Genomic DNA, 20,157 nt, shown 5'->3' with positions numbered 1-20,157 from the left:
CTTCGCAAAGCAGGCGCCACCCTGGCGCATCGCGGAGGCTTCCCATGGACGAGACCGGCACCACGCAGCGCATCGCCGAGTGGATCGCGACCGTGCCGCGCCCCCGCATCGCCCGCGCCGCGCCGCTGGCGATCGAGGGCATCCGCGATGCCATCGGCGTGATCCTGGCCGGAGCCGCGGAGCCCGTACCGCGCAAGGTCCTCGCCGCTGTCACGCGCTGGGGCAGCGGCCCCGCCCGCGTCATCGGCCATGGGCAGGGATTGCCTGCCCCCTGGGCGGCGCTGGTGAACGGCGCGGCGGCGCATGTGCTGGACTACGACGACACCTTCGCGCCGCTGAACGGCCATGCGACGGCCGTGCTGGTGCCGGCCATCCTGGCCCTGGGCGAGGAGCGCGCCAGCACCGGACCGGACCTGCTGGACGCGCTGGTGGTGGGGCTGGAGGTGATGGCCTGCGTCGGCCGCGGCGTGAACCCGAAGCACTATGCGCTGGGCTGGCACGCCACCTCCACCATCGGCGCCATCGGCGCAGCGGGTGCCTGTGCGCGGCTGCTGAAGCTGAGTGCCAGCGAAGCGCGCGATTCACTCAGCCTCGGCGTCAGCATGGCCGCCGGCACGCGGATGCAACTGGGTGCGGAGGCGAAGTCGATGCATGCCGGCTTCGCGGCCAAGGCCGGCATCCTCGCCGCCACGCTGGCGGAGGCCGGTGCCGGTGGCGCGGTGGAAGCGCTGGATGGACGCTGGCGCTTCGCCGAGCTCTATGCCGGCCGTCCGGCGCCGGAGGGTGCGATGCTGCCGCCAAGCGAGAACGAGGCGCTGGCGATCGAGAGCATCGGCATCAGCTACAAGGCCTATCCCACCTGCGCTGCCACGCATCTCTCGCTGGATGCGCTGCTCGCGCTGCGGGATCGGGAAGGCATCGACCCGAGCCGCATCACAGCGATCGAGACCGATCTGCCATTGGTGCTTTCCCGCAACCTCATGCATCCGCGCCCGACCACGGGGATGGAGGCGCGGTTCAGCATGGAATACTGCCTGGCCGCCGCTGCCGCGCAGGGGAGGCTGACGCTCGCCGATTTCGAGGGTGATGCGATCCATCGCGACACGATCCGCGCGCTGATGCCCCGCATCACCATGCGCGGCGTGCCGGAGCGCGAGGATGCGCCGTCGCCGCCGACGCGCGTGGCCGTGCGGCTCGATGACGGCACGGTCCTGACGGAGACACGCACCGACCGACTGGGATCGCGCGGCAACCCGATGAGCGAGGCTGACCACGACGCGAAGTTCCGCGACTGCGCCGGCCGGGTGATGGATGCCGCCGGCGTGGCGCGGGCGCTGGCGGCGATCAACGGCCTCGCCACCGGCGGTGACGCCGCATCGCTGGTGGATGCGCTGATCCCGTAGCGCTATTCCGCCGCCAGCCGCGCGGGGTCGATCTCCACCTGCTTCACGTCATAGGCGCGGAGCGCGGCGTAGAAGGCGGGCAGGTCGGTCTCGAACAGCCCGCGCGTGACGCCGGCGGCCAGCCGCGGCACCGCCATCCCCATGGCGTTGATGGAGGCGCCGGCGGGGCCGAAGGACATGGTCGTGCTGATGCCGAAGAGGTGGATGTCCCGGATCCAGGGCGCCTGGCCGGGCACGCGTTCCACGAAGCTGTAGTCGGGCGCGAGGTAGGGGAACTCGCTAAGCCGCGCATTCGCCTCCTCCGCCGGCGGCGTGTACCGGTCCTGCCAGCGCGCGATGGCATCGGCGAAGCCGGCGAGGGTGGGCACGCGGGCCGGATCCATCTTCACGCCCGTGCCGCAGATGAGGAAATCCGCGGCCATCTCGCCGCGCGTTGTCGCGACCACGGCACGCCCATCCTCGCCGACCCGCGCATCCGTCCAGGGGCGGCCGACATGCATGGTGAAATGTGGGAAGCGTGTGACGCGGGCATAGGTATCGGGCGGGAAGCCTTCTCGCAGCCCGAGCACATGGCTCATGAAGCGCCAGCGCCATTCGTCGGGCATCTCGTGCAGATGGCGCATGAAGCCCGCGAAGGTCAGCCAGCGATAGGGCTGCACCACCATCGGCTCCGCGCGCCGGCAGAAGAGATGCACGGCGGAGGCGCCGGCCTCCAGCGCCATCGCCGCATTGTCGAAGGCAGAGGCACCGGCGCCGAGCACCGCGACGGTCTTGCCGCGCAGCGCGTCGAAATCGATCGGGTCCGCGGCATGCGCGCGCAGATGCGGCGGCAGCGCCGCGACGAAATCCGGCATCCACCAGAAGCCCGCATCCTCCTGCCCCGTCGCCAGCACGACCTTGCGTGCCAGCATCGGCCCGGCGCTGGTCTCGATGCGCAGGCAGGGCAGGCCGTCATCCGTCCGCGCCGGCGTGATGCGCCTGGCCTCCACGCCGTTGCGGACCGGCACGCCGGTAACGCGGCGCAGCCAGAGCAGGTAGTCGTTCCAGTATTCCTTGGGGATGTAGCGAAGCGTGTCCCAGGAGGCGCGGCCGTAGCGCGCCTCGTGCCAGGCCTGGTAGGTGAGGGAGGGCACGCCGAGATCGGGGCCGCTCTGATCCTTCCAGGACCGCAGATTGTGCATACGCGCATAGGTCAGCCACGGGCCCTCGCGCCCTTCCTCCGCGCGATCGATGACCAGCAGGTTGCGCACCTTGTCGCGCATCAGGGCGAAGGCCGTCACCACGCCGCACTGCCCGCCACCCACGATCAGCACGTCCAGCACCGGGGCGCCACTGCAGGTCTTCGGCTGCAGCCACGGCATGCGGGGATGCGCGATCAGGTCCAGGTCGCGCTGCACATCGGCTTCAAGCTCGGCCAGCGTGCGGGGTGCGGGCAAGGCGGTGTCTCCGTCGGACGTCGTGATGAGGTGGGAGGATTCCACGCCGATGCCAGTCCGCGCCAGCCATCAGGTCACGGGGGAAATCGTATATGCCCGCGCCGGATCGCGAGTGCGGCGTATACGCGCAGCGCCTGCCGCGCTCGCTTGCAAACCTCGACCGATGGGCTGCGTGGCGCCCTCTTCCGCGCTTGCCAGACGCCCGACGTTCTTGCCACGCTCGCGCCTGGAAGCATGGCGGGGAGCTGGCAGATGAAGCGTCGTGATCTGATGGGGGCGGGTCTCGCGCTCGGCTTGGCCGCACCGGCGACCCTGCGGGCGCAGGCCGCGCAATTCACCTTCCGCCTGCACTCCTTCTCCTCGCCGACGGCGCTGGACCACACCATGCATCTCGACCCCTGGGCCGAGAAGGTGGCGCGCGAATCCAATGGCCGCATCAAGATCGACGTCTTCCCCGCCATGCAGCTGGGCGGCCAGCCGCGCGATCTGGTGCAGCAGCTGGAAGACGGCGTGGTGGACATCATCTGGACGGTGCCGGGCTTCACGCCGGGCCGCTTCATGGGGACGGAAGGGCTGGAGCTGCCCTTCCTCAACACGGGCCTCAGTGCCACCGAAAGCCCCGCGGCGATGGAGTTCATCGCCAAGCATCTCGCGGACACGGAATACCGCGGCATCAAGATCATTGCCGTGCACTCCACGGATCGCGCCCTGATCCACACCTCCCGCAAGCCGATCCGGACGCTCGAGGATTTCCGCGGCCTGAAGCTGCGCGTCGCCGGCCGCTTCATCGGGGAAGCCGTGACGGCGCTCGGCGCCACGCCCGTCGGCATCCCGCTCGGCGGCGTCTATGAGGCGACGGCGCGCAACCAGGTGGATGGCTTCCTGATCAACTGGGCGATCACGCACCCCTTCCGCTTGTATGAAGTGGCGAAGTTCCACAGCGAACCGCCGGGTGTCGGCCTGTTCCAGGGCATGATCCTGACGCTGATGAACGGTCGCAGCTACAACCGCCTGCCGGCAGACCTGAAGGCCGTGATCGACGCGAATTCCGGGCCGGCGCTGGCCGCCAATCGCGGCGCGATCTGGGACAGCCAGACCAAGCCCGCCGTCGATGCCACCATCGCCGCGGGGAACGAGATCATCGCCATCGGGCCGCAGGAGAAGGCGCGCTGGCAGGCCGCGGTCGCACCGGCCTATGACGCCTGGATCGCGGAGATGAACCGGCGCGGCCGCAACGGGCGCGCCATGTTCGACGACATCCTGGCCATCACCGCCCGCCACGGCCGCGCGTGAGCCTGGCGGCCATGCGGGGGGCGCTGACGCGCCTCTCGACCTTCTTCGCCCTCGTAGCCGGTGCGCTGCTCATGCTGGCCGTCGGCGTCACCACCGCTTCCGTCCTGCGCGGCGCCGTGCTCGGCCGCCCGATCCTGGGTGACAGCGAGATCGTGGAGCTGGCGCTCGGCGTCGCCGTCGTCTTCTGCATGCCGATCTGCGAGATGAAGGGCGCCCATGTGCTGGTGGACTTCTTCACGCAGAAGCTGCCGAAGCGGGGCATTGCGGGGCTCGATGCCATGATGCGCGCCGTGGCCGCGCTCGTCGTGGCCGTGCTGGCCTGGCGGCTGGCCATCGGCGGCTACAACCAGTGGGACCGCGAACGCGAATCCATGTTCCTCCAGCTTCCCTTCTGGTGGGGCTATGCCGCGGCCGCCATCGGCATGGCGGTGTGGAGCCTCTGCGCGGCCTTCATTGCCCTGGAGAGCTTCGCCAGGATGCGCCGGCCCGCATGAGCAATGTCACCATTGGGCTGCTGATGTTCGGCGGTGCCCTTGTCCTGATCGGGCTCCGCATGCCCGTCGGCGTCGCGATGCTGCTGGTCGGCGGCCTCGGCTATGCCGAGATCTCCGGCTGGGACCGGCTCTTCGCGACGCTGAACACCATGACCTTCAGCCGCTTCTCCTCATACACCCTGTCGGTCATTCCGCTCTTCCTGCTGATGGGCGATTTCGCGACCAAGGGCGGCATGAACCGGGCGCTGTTCCGTTGCGCGCGCGCCTGGATGGGGCATTGGCGCGGCGGGTTGGCGGTGGCCAGCATCGGCGGCTGCGCGGCCTTCGGCGCCATCTGCGGATCGTCGCTCGCCACCGCCGCGACCATGTCCCAGGTGGCGCTGCCGGAGATGCGCCGGCACGGCTATTCGCCGGCGCTGGCCACCGGCACGCTGGCCGCGGGCGGCACGCTCGGCATCCTGATCCCGCCGAGTGTCATTCTCGTGATCTATGCGATCTACACGGAGATGAGCATCGGGCTTCTCTTCGTGGCCGCGGTCATCCCGGGCCTGATCGCGACGGCGGGCTACATGCTGGTCGTCAACCTGTACACGCGCCGCCACCCGGAAGCGGCACCGCCGGCGCCACGCCTGCCGTATCGCGAAAGGCTGCGCGCCACCGCCGATGTCTGGCCGGTGATGACCGTCTTCGTCATCGTCGTCACGGGCATCTATGGCGGCTGGTTCAGCGCGACGGAGGGAGCCGCGATCGGCGCGGCCGCCACCGGCATCCTGGCCGTCGCGCTCGGTGGGATGCGCTGGCAGGGGCTGAAGGAAAGCCTGCTCTCCACCGCGGAGACGACGGGCCTCATCTTCATCGTGCTGCTGGGCGCGGAACTCTTCAGCGCGGCGCTCGCACTCTCCCACCTGCCATCGCAACTCTCCGCCTTCGTCGCGGGCCTGCCCGTGCCGCCGACCGTCATCCTCCTCGCCATCCTGATCGTCTACTTCATCCTCGGCTGCTTCATGGAAAGCATGGCCATGGTGCTGCTGACGCTGCCGATCTTCGTGCCGCTGATGCTCGGCCTGGATTTCGGGCTGGACAGGACGCAGACGCTGGTCTGGTTCGGCATCCTGGTGCTGATGAGCGTCGAGGTCGGCATGATCTCCCCGCCCTTCGGCCTCAACCTCTTTGTCATCAACGCCATGGCGAAGGACGTGCCGATGGGGGAGACCTATCGCGGCGTCATGGGCTTCGTGATCTCGGACGGCATCCGCATCGCCATCCTGGCGCTGCTGCCGGCCCTGTCGCTCTGGCTGCCCGGGCTGTGGTAGCCTTTCACGAATAATCCGGAAGGAAATCGTCGATGCGTCGTGCCTTCGTCAGTGGCCTGCTGGCCGCCGCGCTGCTGCTGCCCGTGGCGGCGATGGCGCAGCCCTATCCGAACCGGCCCGTCCGCATCGTCGTGCCCTTCCCGCCGGGCGGCGGGACGGATAGCCAGAGCCGTGCCTTCGCGGAGGCGCTGGCCACGCAGCTGGGCCAGCGCGTGATCGTGGACAACCGCCCCGGCGCGGGCGGCAATCTCGGCACCGATGTCGTCGCCAAGGCGCCGGCGGATGGCTACACGCTGCTGACGGGCGGCCCGAACATCATCAATACGCGCTACCTAATCCGCGACACGCCCTATCAGTGGGAGCGGGATCTGGAACCGCTCGGCATGATGTTCTCCAGCGTCAATGTGCTGGTGGTCCACCCTTCGCTGCCCGTTCGCACGGTGCCGGAATTCATCGCCCATGCGCGCGCCAATCCGGGGCGGCTGAACTTCGCCTCCGCCGGCGCGGGCGGCTCCATCCACCTCTCCGGTGAGATGTTCATGAAGATGACGGGGACCGAGATGGTGCACGTCCCCTATCGCGGCGATGCGCTGGCGCGGGCGGACCTCACGAATGGCGCGGTGCAGGTGATGTTCAACACCATCGCGACCTCCATCGAGCCGATCCGCGCCGGCCATTGGCGCGGCATCGCCACCACGGGCAGCACGCGCGCCGCCGCGCTGCCGGAACTGCCGACCATCGCGGAAGCGGGATTGCCGGACTATCTGGTGCTGAGCTGGATGGGCCTTTTCGCGCCGAAGGGCGTGCCGGATCCCGTCGTCGCGCGGCTGCGCCAGGCCTTCGACGCCGTCTTCGCCGATGCGTCGAATCGCGCCAGCTTCGAACGGCTCGGCGTCGATGTCACGCCGTCCTCGGCCGCCGACCACCTCGCCTTCATGCGCGCGCAGGAAGCGACCTGGGCGCCGATCCTGCGCACCATCGAACCGCAATGACGCTGCTCCGCATCGCGGCGGAGAAGTGCCGCTTCACGCCGCCGCGGCAGGTGACGGATGACACGAGCGTTCTCACGCTGAAGAACCTGGTGCTGGAGCCGCTGATCCGCTGGGATGATGGCGCGCTGCGCCCGGCGCTGTTCGGCGCCTGGTCGCATGACGGCACCGCACGCCGCTGGCGCTTCACCATCCGGCCCGGCGCCCGCTTCCATGACGGCAAGCCCTGCGTCGCGGAGGATATGGTCCATTTCATCGAGCAGATCTGCAACTCGCTCGACATGTTCGGCATGAAATGGGCGTATTCCCGCTACCTCGCCCATGCCCGCATCACGGCGGAGGCGAGCGACGTGGTGGCGGTGGAGAACCCGACCCCCTTCGCCGACATCCTCGACGTCTTCACGGAGTTCTACATCTGCCGGCTGACGCCGGATGGCCGCCCGCTGCTCGGCACCGGGCCCTGGCGCGTGCTGGACCACACGCCGGAACGGGATGCGGTCCTGGAACGCGTCGCCGATCCGCGCGATCGCATCGCCTTCACCGCCATCGCGGATGCCGATGACCGGCTTCGCGCGCTGCGCGAGGGCCACGCCGATGCGGCGATGAACCTGGAGCGGATGCACGTGGCGCCCGATTTCGGGCAGGACCTGGCCTGGGGCCGCGCGCTCAACACGCTCTCCGTCATGTACTACCTGAACTGTGCGCAGGGCTTCTTCACCAGCGAAGCCGCGCGGCGCGCCGTCAACATGGCGGTCGATTCGCAGGCGATCATCGATGGGTTGTTCCACGGCCTCGGCCAGCGCTCCGCTACCATCGTGAGCCCGCTGCACCGTGGCATGCAGGCCGCGGCGCTGTCGCCGATCCCGTTCGATCCAGACGGCGCGCGCCGCCTGCTGGATGGCGCCGCCCCCGAGGCGCCACTGCTGATCCGCACGCCGGAGCACATGCCGGAGCGCGCGCGGGAGATCAGCGAGCGCGTGGCCGCGGACCTCACCGCCATCGGTCTGGGAACGCGGATCGAGGTGCAGAAGGACCGCCCGGAATTCGCGCGGGAGGTCGGGCGGAAGGAGATGGGCGACATGGCCATCTTCGATTCGACGCCCCACAGCACCTACCGCGTGCTGAACGACAAGGTTTCCTCGGTCGTGAAGGGCATCTGGTGGCAGGGCCATGACGACGCGGCGCTGGAGGCGATGATCACGGAGGCCAACCATGCCGTGGCCGATGAGGCTCGAGAGATGGCCTATGGACGCTGCCTCACGCGCCTCCAGGCGAACCCTCCCTGGCTCTACCTCTTCCACCCCATCGAGGTCTTCGCCCATCGCCCCGGCCTCACCGGCATCACGCTGGATGGCAAGGGCGTGCTGGGTATCGCCTAGACGGTCAGCAGTTTCCGCACCGCGGCCTCGTCCAGCGTGCCGGCGGGGCCGGACAGCGCCACCTCGCCGCGGACCATGACGGCGATGTTGTCAGCGAGTTCGCGCGCGAAGTCGTAGTACTGCTCCACGAGGATCACGGCCATGCCGCGATCCCGCGCGAGGTGGTGGATGACGCGCGCGATGTCCTTGATGACGGAGGGCTGGATGCCCTCCGTCGGCTCATCGAGGATCAGCAGGCGCGGGCGCGCGCAGAGCGCGCGGCCGATCGCCAATTGCTGCTGCTGCCCACCGGAAAGGTCGCCGCCGCGCCGGCGGAGGAACTGCCGCAGGATCGGAAAGAGGTCGAAGATCTCCGAACTCACGCCCGATCCGCGGGGCGCCGCGGCCAGCGCCGTCTCCAGATTCTCCTGCACCGTCAGGAAGGGGAAGATCTCCCGCCCCTGGGGCACGTAGCCGATGCCGGCGCGCGCACGCTCCGCGGGGCCGAGGCGCGTGACGTCGCGCCCCTCCCAGGTGATGGTGCCGGCGCGCACCTTCTCCAGCCCCATGATGGCGCGAAGCAGGGAGGATTTGCCGACGCCGTTGCGGCCCAGCACCGCCGTCACCTTGCCCGGTTCGGCGACGAGCGAGACGCCGCGCAGGCAGAGGCTGGCGCCGTAGGACAGGTCGATGGAGGCGACGTTCAGCATCCCTCAGCGCCCCAGATAGACTTCGATGACGCGCTGGTCGTTCTGCACATGGTCGATGGAGCCTTCCGACAGCACGCTGCCCTCATGCAGCACCGTCACGCGGCGGCCGAGGGCGCGGACGAATTCCAGGTCATGCTCCACGACCACCACGCTCCGCTTGCCGGCGATGCGGACCAGCAGCGCGGCGGTGTGCTCCGTCTCCGCATCCGTCATGCCGGCCACGGGTTCGTCCACCAGAAGCAGTTCCGGGTCCTGCATGAGCAGCATCCCGATCTCCAGCCATTGCCGCTGTCCATGGCTCAGGATGCCGGCGAGGTCCTCCGCCCGCTCCTGCAGCCCCGTCTCCTCCAGCGCCTGCTCGATCCGCGATTTCGCCTCACCGGTCAAAGCCCAGCGCAGGCAGGCCAGCGGGCCGCGTGGGGCCTTCAGCGCGAGTTCCATGTTCTCGAACACCGTCAGCGCATCGAAGACGGTGGGCTTCTGGAACTTGCGGCCGATGCCGAGATTGGCGATGGCGGCCTCGTCCATCCTCGTCAGGTCGATGTCGCCGAAATTGACGGTGCCGGCGGTGGGTCGCGTCTTGCCGGTGATGACATCCATCATCGTCGTCTTGCCCGCGCCATTGGGGCCGATGACGGAGCGTAGCTCGCCGGGCTCGACGATCAGGGACAGGTTGTTCAGCGCCCGGAAGCCGTCGAAGACGACGGAGACGCCATCGAGGTAGAGCCTGCGTCCGCTGCTCATGCGCCGCGTCCCTTCAGCAGGCCGATCAGCCCCTTGGGCAGGAAGAGCGTCACCAGCACGAAGAGCCCGCCCAGCACGAACAGCCAGAGGTCCGGCGCCGCGCTGGTCAGCCAGGTCTTCAGGCCGTTCACCGTGAAGGCGCCGAGGATGGCGCCGACCAGCGTGCCGCGCCCGCCGACCGCGACCCAGATCACGGCCTCGATCGAATTGGCCGGGCTGAACTCGCCCGGATTGATGATGCCGACCTGCGGCACGTAGAGCGCGCCCGCGACGCCGGCCAGCATGGCGGACAGCACGAAGGCGAAGAGCTTGTGGTGCGTGGTGTTGTAGCCGAGGAAGCGCACCCGGTTCTCGCCATCCCTGATCGCCGTCAGCACGCGGCCATACTTGCTGGCCGTGATGCGGGAGCAGAGCAGGAAGGCGCCGGCCAGCGCGATGAGGGAGGCGTAGAACAGCCCCGACCGTGCCGCGCTGGTGTTGAGCGGCTGGCCCAGCAGTTCCTTGAAGTCGGTGAAGCCGTTATTGCCGCCGAAGCCCATGTCATTGCGGAAGAAGGCCAGCATCAGCGCGTAGGTCATGGCCTGGGTGATGATGGAGAGGTAGACGCCCGTGATGCGGCTGCGGAAGGCGAGCCAGCCCAGCACCAGCGCCAGGACGCCTGGCACCAGCACCACCATCAGCATGGCGAAGGCGAAATGGTCGAAGCCGAGCCAGTACCAGGGCAGTTCGCGATAGCCGAGGAACACCATGAAGTCCGGCAGCACCGGATGCCCATAGACGCCGCGCGGCCCGATCAGGCGCATCAGGTGCATGCCCATCGCATAGCCGCCGAGCGCGAAGAAGGCGCCATGGCCGAGCGAGAGGATGCCCGCATAGCCCCAGGCCAGGTCGAGCGACAGCGCGAGGATGGCGTAGCAGATCCACTTGCCGGTGACGCTGACGAGGAAGTCCGAGACATGCAGCGGATGCGTCGTCGGCAGCTGGTTCAGCACCGGCATGGCGGCCAGCAGCAGCAGCGCGACCAGCAGCCCGGTGCGCAGGCCAAGCCGCGCGCGGCTGGCGGGGAGGGGAGAGACCGTCGCGCTCATGCTTCCGCGGCCCGTCCCTTCTGCGCGAACAGACCGCGCGGCCGCCGCTGGATGAAGATCATGGCGGCGATCAGCACGAAGACCTTCGCCAGAACCGCGCCAGCCCAGGGTTCCAGGATCTTGTTGACCAGGCCGAGACCGAAGGCGCCGACCAGCGTGCCCGCCAGCGACCCCACGCCACCGAAGACCACGACCAGGAAGCTGTCGATGATGTAGCCCGTACCGAGGTTGGGAGAGACGTTGTCGATCTGGCTGAGCGCCACGCCGGCGATGCCGGCGATCCCGGAGCCGAAGGCGAAGGTCAGCGCATCCACGCGGCCTGTGCGGATACCCATGGAGGAAGCGATGGCGCGCTTCTGCGTCACGGCCCGCATCTCCAGCCCGAAGCGGGTGAAGCGGATGGCGGCGACGGTCAGGCCCAGCACCACCAGCGAGAAGGCGAGGATCCAGAGGCGGTTCTGCGTGACCGGGATGTCGAAGGGCAGCAGCAGCGTGCCCTGCATCCAGGGCGGGCTCAGCACCTCCCGGTTCTGGGCGCCGAAGACGAGCCGCACGGATTGCTGGATCATCATGCCGACGCCGAAGGTCATCAGCAGCGTCTCCAGCGGACGCCCATAGAGGTGCCGGATCAGGCCGCGCTCCATCGCCGCGCCGCATAGCGCCGCGACCAGGAAGGCGGCGGGGACGGAGAGCGGCAGCGACCAGGGCAGCAGCCAGGGAATGCCGCGGCAGGCCTCCTGCACGATGAAGGTCGTGTAGGCGCCGAGCATGACGAATTCGCCATGCGCCATGTTGATCACGCCCATGACGCCGAAGGTCACGGCAAGACCGAGGGCCGCCAGCAGCAGCACGGAGCCGAGGGAGAGGCCCTGGAAGAAGGTCTCCGCCGCGCGTCGCACGGCCAGGCGACGATCGATCGCGGCGACGGCCGCCTCGATCTGCGGCAGGATGTCGGGGTTTGCGGCACGCGCTTCCAGCAGCACGGCGCGTGCCTCCGGTGAGGCGGAGGCGCCCAGCGCCTCCACGCCCAGCAGCTTGGCCGCCGGGTCGCTGGCCATCAGGCGCGAGGCGGCGAGGGCGATCGCCATGCGGTCGCGGATGCGGGGCACCGTTTCCCGCGCCAGCGCCGCGTCCAGCAGCGGCACGTTGTCGGCGCTGCGGGTGCGGAACACAGCCTCGGCCGCGGCCAGGCGCTCGGCGGGATCAGGCGAGACCAGTTGCAGGCGGCCGAGCGCACCACGCAGCGCCACGCGCACGCGGTTGTTGATGCGCAGCGCCTCGGTGCCCGCCGCATCGGTCGCGGCGCCGGTCAGGACATCGGTGGTCGTGGTGCCCTCCCGGATCACGAGGGTATTGTCGGGGCGCTTCAGCAGCCGCCCATCGGTCAGCGCGCGCAGCACGGGGATGGCGCGGGGATCGGCCAGCGCACCCAGGCGCTCCACCGCCTCCGCCTGCGCATTGAAATTGCCGGCGAGCCCAGGCAGGGCCGCCACGAAGGCATCCTGCGCCCGTGCCGGCAGCGCGGCGGCGAGCAGCAGCAGGAAGGCGAGGAGCGTGTTCTTCATGTCAATGGAGTGGGGGCGGCCCGAAGGCCACCCCCTGTTCCTGCTCAGCCGCGGCGGCGGTTCGCGTTCTCGGGGATGAAGGGGCTCCAGTTCTCGGCCACGATCGGGCCGGGCGTCTTCCAGACGATGTTGAACTGGCCGTCCGCCTGCACCTCGCCGATCATGACGGGCTTGGAGAGGTGGTGGTTGCGGTGCATCTCCAGCGTGTAGCCGCAGGGGGCATCCACCTTCTGGCCGTACATCGCGGTGCGGACGGCATCGACATTCGTCGTGCCCGCCTGCGCCACGGCCTGCGCCCACATCTGGAAGCCGACCAGCGTGGCCTCCATCGGGTCGTTGGTCACGCGGCGCGGGTTCTTGATGTAGGCCTGCCACATCGTCTTGAACGCCGTGTTGGCCGGGCTGTCCACGGACATGAAGTAGTTCCACGCCGCCAGGTGGCCGACCAGCGGGCGCGTGTCGATGCCGGCCAGTTCCTCCTCACCGACGCTGAAGGCGACGGAGGGAATGTCTTCCGCCTTGATGCCCTGGTTGCCGAGCTCGCGGTAGAAGGGGACGTTCGCGTCGCCATTGATGGTGGAGACGATGGCAGTCTTCTTGCCCTCGCCGGCGAAGCGCTTCACGCGGCTGACGATGCCCTGCCAGTCGCTGTGCCCGAAGGGCGTGTATTCCTCCATGATGTCGCTCTCGGGAATGCCCTTCGAGATCAGGAAGGCGCGCAGGATGCGGTTGGTCGTGCGCGGATAGACGTAGTCCGTGCCGAGCAGCGCGATTCGCTTGGCGGAGCCGCCATCGGCGGACATCAGGTATTCGACGGCCGGGATCGCCTGCTGGTTCGGCGCGGCGCCGGTGTAGAAGATGTTCCTGCTCTCTTCCTCGCCCTCATACTGCACGGGGTAGAAGAGCAGGCCATTCAGTTCCTCGAAGACCGGCAGCACCGACTTGCGGGACACCGAGGTCCAGCAGCCGAAGGTGACGTCGACGCGAGAGACGGCGAGCAGTTCGCGCGCCTTCTCCGCGAAGAGCGGCCAGTTGGAGGCGGGGTCCACCACCACCGCCTCGAGCCGCCGGCCGAGGATGCCGCCCTTGGCGTTCTGCGCCTCCACCATCATCAGCACGGTGTCGCGCAGCGCGGTCTCGCTGATCGCCATGGTGCCGGACAGGGAGTGCAGCACGCCCACCTTGATCGGTGCACCCTGCGCGAAGGACGGGCGGATGGCGGGCGCGGCCAGGGCGACGCCGAAGGTGGCGAGCGCGGCGCGCCGGGTGATCGGCATGCGATGGTTCATTGTGGTGGAGCCTCCTGGGCTTTTGGGTCGCGGCGGACCCTGATGACCGTCCCTTGGCCATCCGCTTCCGCCCGGCCTGCGCAGTTGCGAGATGCGTGCCACGGCGCCTGCATACGATCGGGCGGCGGCAATCCTCGTTTTCCCGTTTTCGGCGGCCCTCCTCCCGCCCAAGAAACGGGCGATCATTGCCCCGCGGCCGGTTTGCGCGCTGTCGATCTGTGCAAGCTGTCAGTTCGGTCACGTTCCGACCCCTCGGCGCGTCTAGGGGCGGTTTTCAGCCCTGCCGCCGCATGCCACGTTGCCCGCGATGCCCAGAGACGCGCCGCCGGCGCCTTCCCACCAGCGCTCCCGCGGGCGCGCCGAACTCGGCCTGGTCGCCGCGCCGGGCGGCGCGCGCATCGCGCATCTCTTCCAGTCCTCGCCGTTGCGGATCCTGTTCCCGGACAGCGACCCGGCGGAGCCGAAGCAGGCGGCGCTGGTCAATGTCGCGGGCGGGCTCGCCGGCGGCGATTCGCTGGAGGTCACGATCGACCTCGGCGCGCGGGCGCGCTTCACGGCGACCACGCCGGCGGCGGAGAAGATCTACCGGACGCTCGGCCCGGAGACGGAGATTGCTTCCAGCCTGCGTCTTGGTGCCAACAGCGTCTGCGAATGGCTGCCGCAGGAGACGATCCTCTTCGACGGCGCGCGCCTCACGCGGCGCATGGCGGTTGACATGGCCCCCGACGCCACGCTGCTGGCGGCCGAGATGCTGGTGCTGGGTCGCGCCGCGCGGGGGGAGCGCTTCACCCATGGCGCGCTGCATGACCGCTGGCGAATCCGGCGGGGCGGGCGGCTGCTTTGGGCCGATGCCTTCCGCCTGGCCGATCCGGGTGCCGCCGCCTCCCGCTTCGTGCTGGATGGCGCGGGCGCCGTCGCCACGCTGCTGCTGGCCGCGCCTGACGCCGCGGCGCACCGCGAGAGGCTGCGCGAGCTGACCGATGGCCGCGCCGGAATCGTCGCCCCCGGCCTGCTGCTGGCTCGCTGGATGGGCGAGGCGGGCGCCGTCCGCGCCGGCGTGGCGCGGGCGCTGGTGGCGCTGCGCGAGGCCGCGCTGGGCCTGCCCCCCCGCCTGCCAAGACTCTGGCGCACATGAACCGGCATGCGCCATGCTTGGGCCTGATGAGAGGTGACGCATGAACCTGACGCCGCGTGAGAAGGACAAGCTGCTGGTGGCCATGGCGGCCCAGGTGGCACGGCGGCGCCTGGAGCGCGGCGTGAAGCTCAACCACCCGGAGGCGGTGGCGCTGATCACCGACTACGTCGTCGAAGGCGCGCGGGACGGTCGCAGCGTGGCGGACCTCATGCGCGACGGCGCCACGGTGATCACGCGCGACCAGGTGATGGAGGGCATTGCCGAGATGATCCACGAGATCCAGGTGGAGGCGACCTTCCCGGACGGGACGAAACTCGTCACCGTTCATGAGCCCATCCGATGATCCCCGGAGAACTCTTCCCCGCCGAGGGCGAGATCGAGCTGAATGTCGGCCGGCCCACCACGGAGATCGAGGTCGCCAATACCGGCGACCGGCCGATCCAGGTCGGAAGCCACTACCATTTCGCGGAAACCAACCCCGCCTTGCGCTTCGACCGTGCGGCCGCGCGCGGCCAGCGGCTCGACATTCCCGCCGGCACGGCGGTGCGGTTCGAGCCGGGGCAGTCGCGCCGCGTGACGCTGGTGCCCTATGACGGCGCCCGGATCGTGCACGGCTTCCGCGGCGAGACGGAGGGGAAGCTCTGATGGCCGCACGCCTGTCCCGCCGCGCCTATGCCGGCATGTATGGCCCGACCACGGGCGACCGCCTGCGCCTGGCGGATACGGACCTGATCATCGAGGTCGAGCGAGACCTCACCACCTATGGTGAGGAGGTGAAGTTCGGCGGCGGCAAGGTGATCCGCGACGGCATGGGGCAGTCCCAGGTCACGCGCGCATCCGGCGCCGTCGATACCGTCATCACCAATGCGCTGATCGTGGACCACACCGGCATCTACAAGGCCGATGTGGGGCTCAAGGACGGGCTGATCCACAGCATCGGCAAGGCGGGCAACCCGGATACGCAGCCCGGCGTCACCATCATCATCGGCCCGGGCACGGAGGTGTTGGCCGGCGAGGGGCGCATCCTGACGGCGGGCGGCATCGACCCCCACATCCACTTCATCTGCCCGCAGCAGATCGAGGAGGCGCTGACCTCCGGCGTCACGACCATGTTCGGCGGCGGCACCGGCCCCGCCCATGGCACGCTTGCCACCACCGTCACGCCCGGCCCCTGGCACATGCAGCGCATGCTGCAGGCGGCCGAGGCCTTCCCGATGAATCTCGGCTTTCTCGGCAAGGGCAACGTCTCACTCCCCGCGGGGCTGGAGGAGCAGGCGCTGGCGGGTGCTGCGGGCTTCAAGCTGCATGAGGATTGGGGCACGACGCCGAAGGCGATCGATACCTGCCTCTCCATCGCGGACAAGTACGATATCCAGGTCGCGATCCACACGGATACGCTGAACGAAAGCGGCTTCGTGGAGGACACGATCGCCGCCATCGCGGGGCGCACCATCCAGGCCTTCCACACCGAGGGCGCGGGCGGCGGGCATGCGCCGGATATCCTGAAGGTGGTGGGGCATCCCAACTTCCTGCCCTCCTCCACCAACCCGACGATGCCCTACACGCGGAACACGGTGGATGAGCATCTCGACATGCTCATGGTCTGCCATCACCTCGACCCGCGGATCCCGGAGGACGTGGCCTTCGCGGAGTCCCGCATCCGCAAGGAGACGATCGCGGCCGAGGACATCCTGCACGACCTCGGCGCCATCTCCATGATGTCCTCCGACAGCCAGGCGATGGGCCGCGTCGGCGAGGTGATCATCCGCACCTGGCAGACCGCGCACAAGATGAAGGCGCAGCGCGGCCGCCTGGCTGGCGAGAGCGGGGACAACGACAACCTCCGCGTCCGCCGCTACATCGCCAAGTACACGATCAACCCGGCCATCGCGCAGGGCATCGCCACGCATGTAGGCAGCATCGAGGTCGGCAAGCTCGCGGACCTCGTGCTGTGGTCGCCGGCCTTTTTCGGCGTGAAACCTGACTACGTGCTGAAATGCGGCACCATCGCCATGGCGCCGATGGGCGATCCCAATGCCTCCATCCCCACGCCGCAGCCCATCCACTACCGGCCGATGTTCGGCGCCTATGGCCGCGCCAACACGCTGTCCTCCGTCACCTTCGTCTCCGGCGCCTCGATCGAGGCGGGGATCGCGGAGCGCTACGGTCTGTCCCGCAAGCTGCTGCCCGTCGCGAATACCCGTGGCGGCATCAGCAAGAAGGACATGGTGCTGAACGGCCACCTGCCGCGGATCGAGGTGGATGCCGAGACCTACGAGGTCCGAGCCGATGGCGAATTGCTGGTCTGCGAGCCTGCCACCGTGCTGCCCATGGCGCAGCGCTACTTCCTGTTCTGAGAGAGACTGATGCCCAATACCACGCCACCCCGCGCGCTGGCCGTCCATGCCGCCGGCACCTGGCCGGAAGCCGAGCAGCGCGATGCCGTGCATGTCGACTTCGACGACCGCTATCGCCGCCGCAAGATGTACCTGACGGAAGGCGGCGGCTCCTTCCTGCTCGACCTGGCCGAGGCCACCGTCATGCGCGATGGCGACGGGCTCGAGCTGGAGCATGGCGGCTTCATCCGCGTGAAGGCGGCGGCGGAGGACCTCGTCGAGGTGACGGCGCCGAATCCGGCGCTTCTGCTGCGCCTGGCCTGGCATCTCGGCAACCGGCATCTGCCGACGCAGCTGGCGGGCGACACCATCCTGATCCGGCACGACCACGTCATCATCCGCATGCTGGAGGGCCTGGGCGCCACGCTGCGCAAGGTGCGCGCACCCTTCAATCCGGAGGGCGGCGCCTATGGCGAGCACAACCGCCTGCCGGCGCATCCGCATGGGCATAGTCACGCGCATGACCACGACCATGATCATCACCACGACCATGAACACGGGCCCGACTGCCATCACCACGGGCACTGATCCCGCCGCCCTCGCGCGGCTCCTCGCCTGGCTGTCGCCGGCCTATCCGATCGGCGCCTTCTCCTACAGCCATGGGCTGGAGATGGCGGTGGAGGATGGCGCGGTGACGAAGCGCGATCACCTCGTCGCCTATGTCGAGGCCGCGCTGCTGCACGGCGCGGGCGCCGTGGATGGCGGGCTGCTCGCGTTGGCCTGGCGGGCCGCCGAGGCCGGTGACGACGCGGCGCTGGACGAGCTGACCGAGCTTGCCGCCTGCTGGCGCGGGACGGCGGAGCTGGCGCTGGAGGCGACGCAGCCCGGCCAGGCCTTCGCGCTGGCCACCAATGCCGCCTGGCCGGAGCCGCGCTTCGCGGCCTATGCCGCGCGCAATCCGGGGCGCCTGACCCATGCCGTGGCCTTCGGCGCGGCGGCCGCCTTCCACGGCATCACGCTGCGCGATGCCGTCTTCGGCTGGCTCACGGGGTTCTCCACCAACATCGTCTCGGCCGGCGTGCGCGTCGTGCCGCTCGGCCAGACGGATGGGCAGGTGGCGACGGCGGCGCTGCTGCCGATCGTGCTGCGCGCGACGGAGGCCGCGCTTTCCGTCACCGATCCTGATGACCTCGGCGCCGCGGCCATCGCGATCGACCTCTTCTCGTTCCGACACGAAACTCAGTACACGAGGCTATTCCGCTCATGAGCAACGGACCCTTCCGCGTCGGCATCGGCGGCCCCGTCGGTTCCGGCAAGACGGCGCTGGTCGATCGCCTGTGCAAATACATGCGCGACCACAACGACATCGCCGCCATCACCAACGACATCTACACCAAGGAGGATAGCGAGTTCCTGACGCGGAGCGGTGCGCTCGACCCCGACCGCATCATGGGCGTCGAGACCGGCGGCTGCCCCCACACTGCGATCCGGGAGGATGCCTCCATCAACCTGGCCGCGGTGGCGGAGATGTCGGCGCGGCATCCGACGCTGGAAGTGCTCTTCATCGAAAGCGGCGGTGACAATCTGGCCGCGACCTTCAGCCCGGAACTGGCGGATTTGACGATTTACGTCATCGATGTCTCCGCCGGCGACAAGATCCCCCGCAAGGGCGGGCCCGGCATCACCCGCAGCGACCTGCTGGTGATCAACAAGATCGACCTGGCGCCGCTGGTCGGCGCCGACCTCGGCGTGATGGACCGCGACGCGAAGAAGATGCGCGGCGCGCGGCCTTTCATGTTCACCAACCTCAAGGAGAACAAGGGCGTGGCAGAGATCGCAGCCTTCATCCTGGCCGCTGGCGGCCTGACCCGGCGCGGGGAGGCCGCGTGATGCGCCGCTTCCTGATGCTCGCGGCGCTGCTGGCGCCGGGCCCGGCCTTCGCCCATGGCGCCGGCGATCATGTCCATGGCGTCGTGGCGGGGCTGATGCACCCGATCGGCGGGCTGGACCATGTGCTGGCCATGGTGGCGGTCGGCCTCTGGGCCGGGCTGATGGGGGGCCGCGCGCTGCTGGCGCTGCCGGCGGCCTTCCTGGGCGGCATGGCGATCGGCGGCGCGCTCGGCATGGCCGGCACGGGGCTGCCGATGGTGGAGGGCGGGATCCTCGCCTCCGTCATCATCCTGGGCGCGCTGGTCGCCGCCTCCGCGCGCCTGTCGCTCGGCCTGGCCCTGCCGGTCGTCGCCGCCTTCGGGCTGCTGCATGGCAATGCGCATGGGCTGGAACTGGCCGAGGGCAGCGGCGCCCTGGGCTATGCGGTGGGCTTCCTGGTGGCGACGGCCGCGCTGCATGGCCTGGGCGCGCTGGGCGCGCTGCGGCTTTCCGCCCTGCCGGTCCGCATCGCGGGTGGCGCGATGGCGGCGGCGATGGTGCTGGCCATCCTGGTGTGACCTTCACCTACGCTAAGCTCGTCCCGGAACTGCTGGTCTCCGATCTCGAGGCCAGCCTCCGCTTCTGGGGCGGGCTTTGCGGCTTCGAGACCGCCTATGACCGGCCTGAGGATGGCTTCGCCTACCTCCACCGGGACGGCGTGCAGGTGATGCTGGAGGAAGCCTTCCGGCCTGGCCGCCGCTGGATCACCGGGCCGCTGGAACGCCCCTTCGGCCGGGGCATCAACCTGCAGATCGAACTGCCCGCCATCGCGCCCGTGCTGGCGGCGCTGGAGGCGGCGTCCTGGCCGCTCTACCTGGCGCCGGAGGAGAAGTGGTACCGCGCCGGGGACCGGGAGGCAGGCGTGCGCCAGTTCATCGTGCAGGACCCCGATGGCTACCTGCTGCGCTTCCAGCAATCGCTCGGGATGCGGCCCGCTTAGGCCACTACTATGGTTTTAGCCGATTATGCCGATTAGGTGCATTTAGCACCGATTTTCGCGCCCCTCTCCGTGCCGGCCCCGGCGGGGCACAAGACGCAGTAAGGGCGCTTGATGGCGGGAACGTAACAGAAACAT

The 20,157-nt window shown here is 69.3% G+C and carries 21 protein-coding genes; 15 read left to right on the top strand and 6 right to left on the bottom strand.

The features are described 5' to 3' along the window. Positions 1–44 precede the first annotated feature (44 nt). The gene (locus G3576_RS19380) at positions 45–1,403 is read left to right on the top strand and encodes an MmgE/PrpD family protein (RefSeq protein WP_164696087.1); all 1,359 of its coding nucleotides are present in this window, start codon (positions 45–47) and stop codon (positions 1,401–1,403) included. Positions 1,404–1,405: 2 nt separating this feature from the next. Here G3576_RS19380 and G3576_RS19375 read toward each other — a convergent pair whose 3' ends face one another. Then, positions 1,406–2,839, bottom strand: a complete 1,434-nt coding sequence (locus tag G3576_RS19375) for an NAD(P)-binding domain-containing protein (RefSeq protein WP_207622914.1) — start codon at positions 2,837–2,839, stop codon at positions 1,406–1,408. Between the two features lie 252 nt (positions 2,840–3,091). Here G3576_RS19375 and G3576_RS19370 point away from each other — a divergent pair, with 252 nt between their 5' ends. The 5 genes from G3576_RS19370 to G3576_RS19350 are packed head-to-tail and all read left to right on the top strand — an operon-like array spanning position 3,092 to position 8,307. Then, positions 3,092–4,132: a TRAP transporter substrate-binding protein gene (locus G3576_RS19370; protein WP_164696086.1), complete on the top strand. Its 1,041-nt coding sequence runs from the start codon at positions 3,092–3,094 to the stop codon at positions 4,130–4,132. A gap of 11 nt (positions 4,133–4,143) precedes the next feature. Continuing rightward, the gene (locus G3576_RS19365) at positions 4,144–4,626 is read left to right on the top strand and encodes a TRAP transporter small permease (RefSeq protein ID WP_164696085.1); all 483 of its coding nucleotides are present in this window, start codon (positions 4,144–4,146) and stop codon (positions 4,624–4,626) included. Then, positions 4,623–5,939, top strand: a complete 1,317-nt coding sequence (locus G3576_RS19360) for a TRAP transporter large permease (protein ID WP_164696084.1) — start codon at positions 4,623–4,625, stop codon at positions 5,937–5,939. Before G3576_RS19365 ends, G3576_RS19360 begins: the two co-directional genes overlap by 4 nt. 32 nt (positions 5,940–5,971) lie before the next feature. Beyond that, on the top strand, positions 5,972–6,931 hold the full coding sequence (locus tag G3576_RS19355; protein ID WP_164696083.1) for a Bug family tripartite tricarboxylate transporter substrate binding protein: 960 nt from the start codon (positions 5,972–5,974) through the stop codon (positions 6,929–6,931). Further along, positions 6,928–8,307, top strand: a complete 1,380-nt coding sequence (locus tag G3576_RS19350; protein WP_164696082.1) for an ABC transporter substrate-binding protein — start codon at positions 6,928–6,930, stop codon at positions 8,305–8,307. The genes G3576_RS19355 and G3576_RS19350 overlap by 4 nt, the downstream gene beginning before the upstream one ends. On the opposite strand, the gene urtE is transcribed toward G3576_RS19350, so the two are convergent. From urtE to urtA, 5 genes are read right to left on the bottom strand one after another with little or no spacing between them, the layout of a single operon-like run. Further along, positions 8,304–8,996 (bottom strand): urea ABC transporter ATP-binding subunit UrtE, encoded by a 693-nt coding sequence (gene urtE / locus G3576_RS19345; RefSeq protein ID WP_164696081.1) that lies wholly within the window; start codon positions 8,994–8,996, stop codon positions 8,304–8,306. The genes G3576_RS19350 and urtE overlap by 4 nt on opposite strands. Before the next feature lie 3 nt (positions 8,997–8,999). Continuing rightward, positions 9,000–9,740 carry an urea ABC transporter ATP-binding protein UrtD gene (gene urtD / locus G3576_RS19340; protein WP_164696080.1) on the bottom strand — a complete coding sequence of 247 codons (741 nt, stop codon included), beginning with the start codon at positions 9,738–9,740 and terminating at the stop codon, positions 9,000–9,002. Then, on the bottom strand, positions 9,737–10,828 hold the full coding sequence (gene urtC, locus G3576_RS19335; protein WP_164696079.1) for an urea ABC transporter permease subunit UrtC: 1,092 nt from the start codon (positions 10,826–10,828) through the stop codon (positions 9,737–9,739). The genes urtD and urtC overlap by 4 nt, the downstream gene beginning before the upstream one ends. Continuing rightward, positions 10,825–12,393: an urea ABC transporter permease subunit UrtB gene (gene urtB / locus G3576_RS19330; RefSeq protein WP_164696078.1), complete on the bottom strand. Its 1,569-nt coding sequence runs from the start codon at positions 12,391–12,393 to the stop codon at positions 10,825–10,827. The genes urtC and urtB overlap by 4 nt, the downstream gene beginning before the upstream one ends. Before the next feature lie 44 nt (positions 12,394–12,437). Further along, positions 12,438–13,670: an urea ABC transporter substrate-binding protein gene (urtA, locus tag G3576_RS19325; protein ID WP_166250567.1), complete on the bottom strand. Its 1,233-nt coding sequence runs from the start codon at positions 13,668–13,670 to the stop codon at positions 12,438–12,440. Positions 13,671–13,989: 319 nt separating this feature from the next. On the opposite strand from urtA, the gene G3576_RS19320 reads away from it, so the two are divergent. From G3576_RS19320 to G3576_RS19280, 9 genes are read left to right on the top strand one after another with little or no spacing between them, the layout of a single operon-like run. After that, positions 13,990–14,817, top strand: coding sequence for an urease accessory protein UreD (locus G3576_RS19320; RefSeq protein ID WP_164696076.1), 828 nt, complete (start codon positions 13,990–13,992; stop codon positions 14,815–14,817). A gap of 40 nt (positions 14,818–14,857) precedes the next feature. Continuing rightward, complete coding sequence (locus G3576_RS19315; protein WP_164696075.1) at positions 14,858–15,160, top strand: urease subunit gamma; 303 nt, start codon at positions 14,858–14,860, stop codon at positions 15,158–15,160. After that, positions 15,157–15,462 (top strand): urease subunit beta, encoded by a 306-nt coding sequence (locus G3576_RS19310; protein ID WP_164696074.1) that lies wholly within the window; start codon positions 15,157–15,159, stop codon positions 15,460–15,462. The genes G3576_RS19315 and G3576_RS19310 overlap by 4 nt, the downstream gene beginning before the upstream one ends. Next, a complete protein-coding gene (gene ureC / locus G3576_RS19305) occupies positions 15,462–17,174 on the top strand; it encodes an urease subunit alpha (RefSeq protein ID WP_164696073.1) in 1,713 nt (570 codons plus the stop codon). Before G3576_RS19310 ends, ureC begins: the two co-directional genes overlap by 1 nt. Before the next feature lie 9 nt (positions 17,175–17,183). Further along, positions 17,184–17,741 carry an urease accessory protein UreE gene (locus tag G3576_RS19300; protein WP_164696072.1) on the top strand — a complete coding sequence of 186 codons (558 nt, stop codon included), beginning with the start codon at positions 17,184–17,186 and terminating at the stop codon, positions 17,739–17,741. Then, the gene (locus G3576_RS19295) at positions 17,674–18,420 is read left to right on the top strand and encodes an urease accessory protein UreF (protein ID WP_235952226.1); all 747 of its coding nucleotides are present in this window, start codon (positions 17,674–17,676) and stop codon (positions 18,418–18,420) included. The genes G3576_RS19300 and G3576_RS19295 overlap by 68 nt, the downstream gene beginning before the upstream one ends. After that, complete coding sequence (ureG, locus tag G3576_RS19290) at positions 18,417–19,043, top strand: urease accessory protein UreG (RefSeq protein ID WP_164696071.1); 627 nt, start codon at positions 18,417–18,419, stop codon at positions 19,041–19,043. The genes G3576_RS19295 and ureG overlap by 4 nt, the downstream gene beginning before the upstream one ends. Beyond that, the gene (locus G3576_RS19285; RefSeq protein WP_164696070.1) at positions 19,043–19,600 is read left to right on the top strand and encodes a HupE/UreJ family protein; all 558 of its coding nucleotides are present in this window, start codon (positions 19,043–19,045) and stop codon (positions 19,598–19,600) included. Before ureG ends, G3576_RS19285 begins: the two co-directional genes overlap by 1 nt. After that, positions 19,597–20,022: a bleomycin resistance protein gene (locus G3576_RS19280; protein ID WP_164696069.1), complete on the top strand. Its 426-nt coding sequence runs from the start codon at positions 19,597–19,599 to the stop codon at positions 20,020–20,022. Before G3576_RS19285 ends, G3576_RS19280 begins: the two co-directional genes overlap by 4 nt. Positions 20,023–20,157 lie beyond the last annotated feature (135 nt).

Origin of the sequence: Falsiroseomonas algicola, assembly GCF_011040385.1 — a bacterium.
GTDB lineage: Bacteria > Pseudomonadota > Alphaproteobacteria > Acetobacterales > Acetobacteraceae > Falsiroseomonas > Falsiroseomonas algicola.
Note: the sequence above shows the minus strand (reverse complement) of the source record. Positions and strands in the feature narration are given on the sequence as shown.